Raw genomic sequence first — 4,480 nt, forward strand, 5'->3', positions numbered from 1 at the left:
GCGGTGGAGCGCATCCTTGCAGGGGACGACCGGGTGGCGGGCGTGCGGCTGGCTTCAGGTGAGGAAATCCGGGCCGGGCTGGTCCTGTCGAATGCCCATCCGCGCCGGACGCTGAACGACCTTCTGGGGGGCGCCCAACTGGATGCCGAGGACGTGCGGCGCGCGCGGCTTATGGCAAGCGAGGGCATGGTGGCGCGGCTGGACTACACTCTGTCCGATGCGCCGCAACTTGATGGGGGCGATCTGACCGAACGGTTGATCGTCGCGCCCGCAATGAGCGTGTTAGAAACGGCGTTCAATGCCGCAAAATATAAGGAACTTCCGACGCGGCCCGTGCTTGAATGCAGCTATTATGCGGTGGCGAAGAGGCTGTCGGTCAGTGCCCAGTTCGTGCCCTGCACGCTCAAGGAAGGCTGGACGCAGGCGGCGCGCGACCGGTTGGACCAGTCGGTGCGCGCCGTGCTCGACGATGCGCTGCCGGGGACAGCCAGTCTGATCATGGATGCGGCGATCATGACCCCGGCCGATATCGAGGCAGAGTACGGGTTGCCCGGCGGGCACTGGCATCATGGCGAGTTCCGGATCGACCAGATGCTGATGCTGCGCCCCTTCGGCGGGGCTGCGCAGTACCGCATGCCGGTCGGCGGCCTCTATCTCTGCGGCGCGGGCGCGCATCCCGGGGGCGACATTACCGGCCTGCCGGGCTGGAACGCCGCCGGACAGGCGATCAAGGATGGGAGGGCTGCAACATGACCGCCAGGACGCTGCGCGAGCCGGCGCTGATGGGGCTGATCCCCGGCCCGTTCCACGACCGCATCGCGCCGCTGAATGTCCAGCAGGGCTGGATGAATTGGATGGGCGTGGCCGCGCCCTCGGTGCTCGACACGGTCGAGTTCGAGTATTTCGCCATCCGCAATCAGGCGACGGTCTTCGATATCTCGCCGATGAACAAATACCGTATCGCGGGGCCCGATGCCGAGGCAGTGGTCAACCGCCTTGTCACCCGCGATATCCGCAAGCTGCGGCCCGGTCGCGTCGCCTATGTCATCTGGTGCGATGAAGAGGGCAATGTGGTCGATGACGGCACTGTCTTTCGTTTCGCCGACGGAACGTTCCGCCTCTGCTGTCAGGAACCGCAGATGGCCTGGCTTGAGGATGTGGCCCATGGTTTCGATGTGTCGCTTGCCGATGAAAGCGCCGATGTGGCGGGGCTGGCGCTTCAGGGGCCGACCTCTTGCGCGGTTCTGAAGGATATGGGGCTGACGGGGGTCGAGGGGATGAAACCCTTCGATATCATGGAGTTCAAGGTCAAAGCTAAATCAGTGACCGTATCCCGCACCGGCTTTACCGGCGATCTTGGCTATGAGCTGTGGATGGCGCCCGGGGATGCTCTCATGCTCTGGGACCACATGATGCAGGCCGGCCATCTGCGCGGGATCAGGGTCATTGGCTTTGAAGCGCTCGACATGGCGCGGATCGAGGCAGGGTTCCTCTTGCCGCGGGTCGATTTCATATCGTCCCAGACCCATCTCAGGCCGGGCAGGTCGCGTAATCCCTATGAGCTGGGGCTGGACTGGCTGGTTGATCTTTCCAAACCGCATTTCAACGGCCGCCGCGCGCTTTTGCGCCTGTCGAATCTCCGCCCCAAACGCAAGCTGGTGACGCTGGAAATCAGCCGCGACAAGCCCGCGCACCACGCTATTGTCTACCATAGGGGCAAGAAGGAAGTGGGCTTTGTCACCTCTGCCCTCTGGTCGCCGACGCTGAAGCGCAACATCGCTTATGCCTGGGTGGATACGCCCTATTGTAACGACGGTCGCGACCTGTCGGTCGAGATCTATCTGCAACGTGAACTGATCTGGCAGCGGCGGAAGGAACGGGCGGTGATTGTCGACCGCGCGCTGTTCCGCAGCCCGCGCCGCACTGCCACCCCGCCCGCTGATTTCTGAGGTATGCCATGAGTGACCAATCCCCCCGCCGTTCCCGCGCCGGTGGCCGTGCCGCCCGCCTTGCCTTGCGTGAAGCAGCGCCCGAGGATGACCGCAAGGCCGTCTGGGCCGGGATCGAGGGCGGGCATTACAATCCGCTCTCCGACCGCGATCTGGAGCGCATCCATGATGCGGCGCTGGATATCCTGTCTGATACCGGCATCGGGCAGGCCACCGATGAGGTGATCGAACTGGCCACCGCGCGGGGCTGCCGGTTCACCGATACAGGGCGGCTTCTCTTCCCCCGCGCGCTGGTCGAGGATCTGATCGCAAAAGCCGCCCGCAGCTACACGATCTTTTCCCGCGATCCGGCCCATGCCGATATCGAGGTGGGCGGGTCCAGGGTGCATTACGCGACCTCGGGCGAGGCGGTGTCGGTCCTTGACTATGACAGCCGCAGCTACCGGCCCTCGACCCTGCGCGATGTCTATGACACTGCCCGGGTGGCCGATGCGCTGCCCAACATCCACCAATACGGGCAGATGGTGGTCCCGACCGAGATCGAGGACCTTTTTGAACACGATATCAACGTGGTCTACGCGGTTTTGTCAGGCACAAGGAAACCGGTCGAACATACGTTCAACACCGTGAAATCCATCCCCGCCGCGATGGAGCTTTATGCCATGGTCGCTGGATCCGAGGCCGCGTTCCGCGACCGGCCATTCGTGTCGTTCGGCGGTTGTCCCATCGTCTCACCCTTGCGCTTCGCGCAGGAAAACCTCGATGTGCTGGTGGCGACAAGCCGCCTGGGCCTTGTCAACGACATCGCCATTGCGCCGCAGGCGGGTGCAACGGCCCCCTCCTATCTGGCGGGCACACTGGTGCAGGTGACGGCCGAGGCTTTGGCCTGTCTTGCGGTCGTCAACATGGTCAATCCCGGCTGCCCGATGTCCTTCGCCGCCTGGCCCTTTGCCGTTGATCTGCGCAGCGGCGCCTTCGCGGGCGGATCGGCCGAGGTCGCGGTGTCGATGGCGGCCATCGCCCAGATCGGACGGTTCTATGACGTGCCGACGACGGTTGCCGCCTCCATGTCCGACGCCAAGATGCCCGACGCACAGATGGGTTACGAAAAGGGCATCGCCTCGGTCGTGGCCGGTCTTGCCGGGGCCAACAGGGTGCTGGAATCTGCGGGCATGATGGCGAGCCTGATGGGCGTGAGTTATGAGGCGATGGTGATCGACAATGACATGCTCGGCATGGCGCAGCGGGTGGTGCGCGGGATCGAGGTGACGGAGGAAACGCTTTCGATTGACGCGATCAAGGCGGCTGTCATGGGTGAGGGGCATTATCTGGGGGCGGCTGATACGCTGAAGAGCATGGAGACGGAATATGTCTATCCCGCGGTCGCCGACAGGTCCTCGGTCGCGGTCTGGGGCGCGGATGGGTCAACGACGATGGCCGAGCGGGCGCGCGAACGGGCAGGGGAATTGCTGGCAACACATTTCCCGGAGGCCCTTTCGCCCGAGATTGACCGGGCGATCCGCGACAGGTTCCCGATCCGGCTGCCGATAAGCGCGATGCGGCCCGCTTAAGGGTCAGAGCGCGTAGGGGCTGAGATCGGCGGGCGTGATCCGCCCTTCCCAGAGCGTCGCCCCGTCAGGGGCGGTCATGGTCAGGGTCATCGCCTCCAGATCCTGATGCGAGGGGGCAAGCGCGATCGTGTGGCAGCCGTCCGGCATGGGAACTGTGAAACTTGCTACGCTGAACGACCGGACCGGCGCATAGGCCCGGCCCTTGCGTTGGAATGCGACCGAGAGTTCGGGGTCGGTGGTGCCGGTTGGCAGGCAAGACGGGCCGATATGGATGTAAGCCTTGGGCAGCAGACAAATCCGCTCACCCGGCGCGTCGGCGATGTCGGCACAGCGCATTGCCTCGGGATAGGGTGGGAAATCCTCAAGGCAGAGATAGGTCGTGCCGTTGTGGATGAAGGTAGCGCCATCGGCCGGAAAACCGTTGCAGGCGCGGGGCGACACGGGAAGGGAGACGGTGTAATCCGCCATCCCGTACATCTCGCGGAACAGGCCGATGGTCGGATTGCCGGCATGGATGCTCGACCAGCCCGCAAGCGTGCCCCAGGAAAGGCCACTGATATTCGCGCTGCCGACCAGCCGGAACGAACCGCCGTCATAGCCGGGCGTCGCAGCCAGCCGGGTGTAGATCGCGCGGGCCAGTTCTTCATCGCGCTTGCCGACCCGGGCGCTGTCATACCAGAAGGCGCTGACCGAAATGGAAAGGATGAAGCTGACCAGTGCGAGTGTCACCAGTCCGGCGCGGAGCAGGGTCGGGCCAAGCCGTTCAAGCGCTCCGGACGCAAGCGTCAGTGCCGCGATGAAGATCGCCGCGGTCCAGAAACCGATATAGCCGAAGGCGCGGGCGGGCACGCTGTCGCCCTGATAGAAAAGCCAGAAAAGGATCGGGAACAGGAAAAAGGCCAGCCCCGCGCCGATGGCCATCCGGGCGACGGAGAGGCTGCGTGCGCCGACACTGCCGCG

At 64.5% G+C, this 4,480-nt stretch carries 4 protein-coding genes; 3 read left to right on the plus strand and 1 reads right to left on the minus strand.

The features are described 5' to 3' along the window. The 3 genes from WBB85_RS09035 to WBB85_RS09045 all read left to right on the plus strand — a co-directional run. Positions 1 to 753: phytoene desaturase family protein (locus tag WBB85_RS09035; RefSeq protein WP_432638294.1), on the plus strand; the 753-nt coding region annotated here is incomplete at its 5' end. Next, positions 750 to 1,949 (plus strand): aminomethyltransferase family protein, encoded by a 1,200-nt coding sequence (locus WBB85_RS09040; protein ID WP_432638295.1) that lies wholly within the window; start codon positions 750 to 752, stop codon positions 1,947 to 1,949. The genes WBB85_RS09035 and WBB85_RS09040, both read left to right, overlap by 4 nt. Before the next feature lie 8 nt (positions 1,950 to 1,957). Beyond that, a complete protein-coding gene (locus tag WBB85_RS09045; RefSeq protein WP_432638296.1) occupies positions 1,958 to 3,520 on the plus strand; it encodes a trimethylamine methyltransferase family protein in 1,563 nt (520 codons plus the stop codon). 3 nt (positions 3,521 to 3,523) lie between these two features. Here the strand turns inward: WBB85_RS09045 and WBB85_RS09050 are convergent. Further along, on the minus strand, positions 3,524 to 4,480 hold a 957-nt coding region (locus tag WBB85_RS09050; RefSeq protein ID WP_432638297.1), incomplete at its 5' end, for a hypothetical protein.

The organism is Albidovulum sp., assembly GCF_049646345.1.
GTDB lineage: Bacteria > Pseudomonadota > Alphaproteobacteria > Rhodobacterales > Rhodobacteraceae > Albidovulum.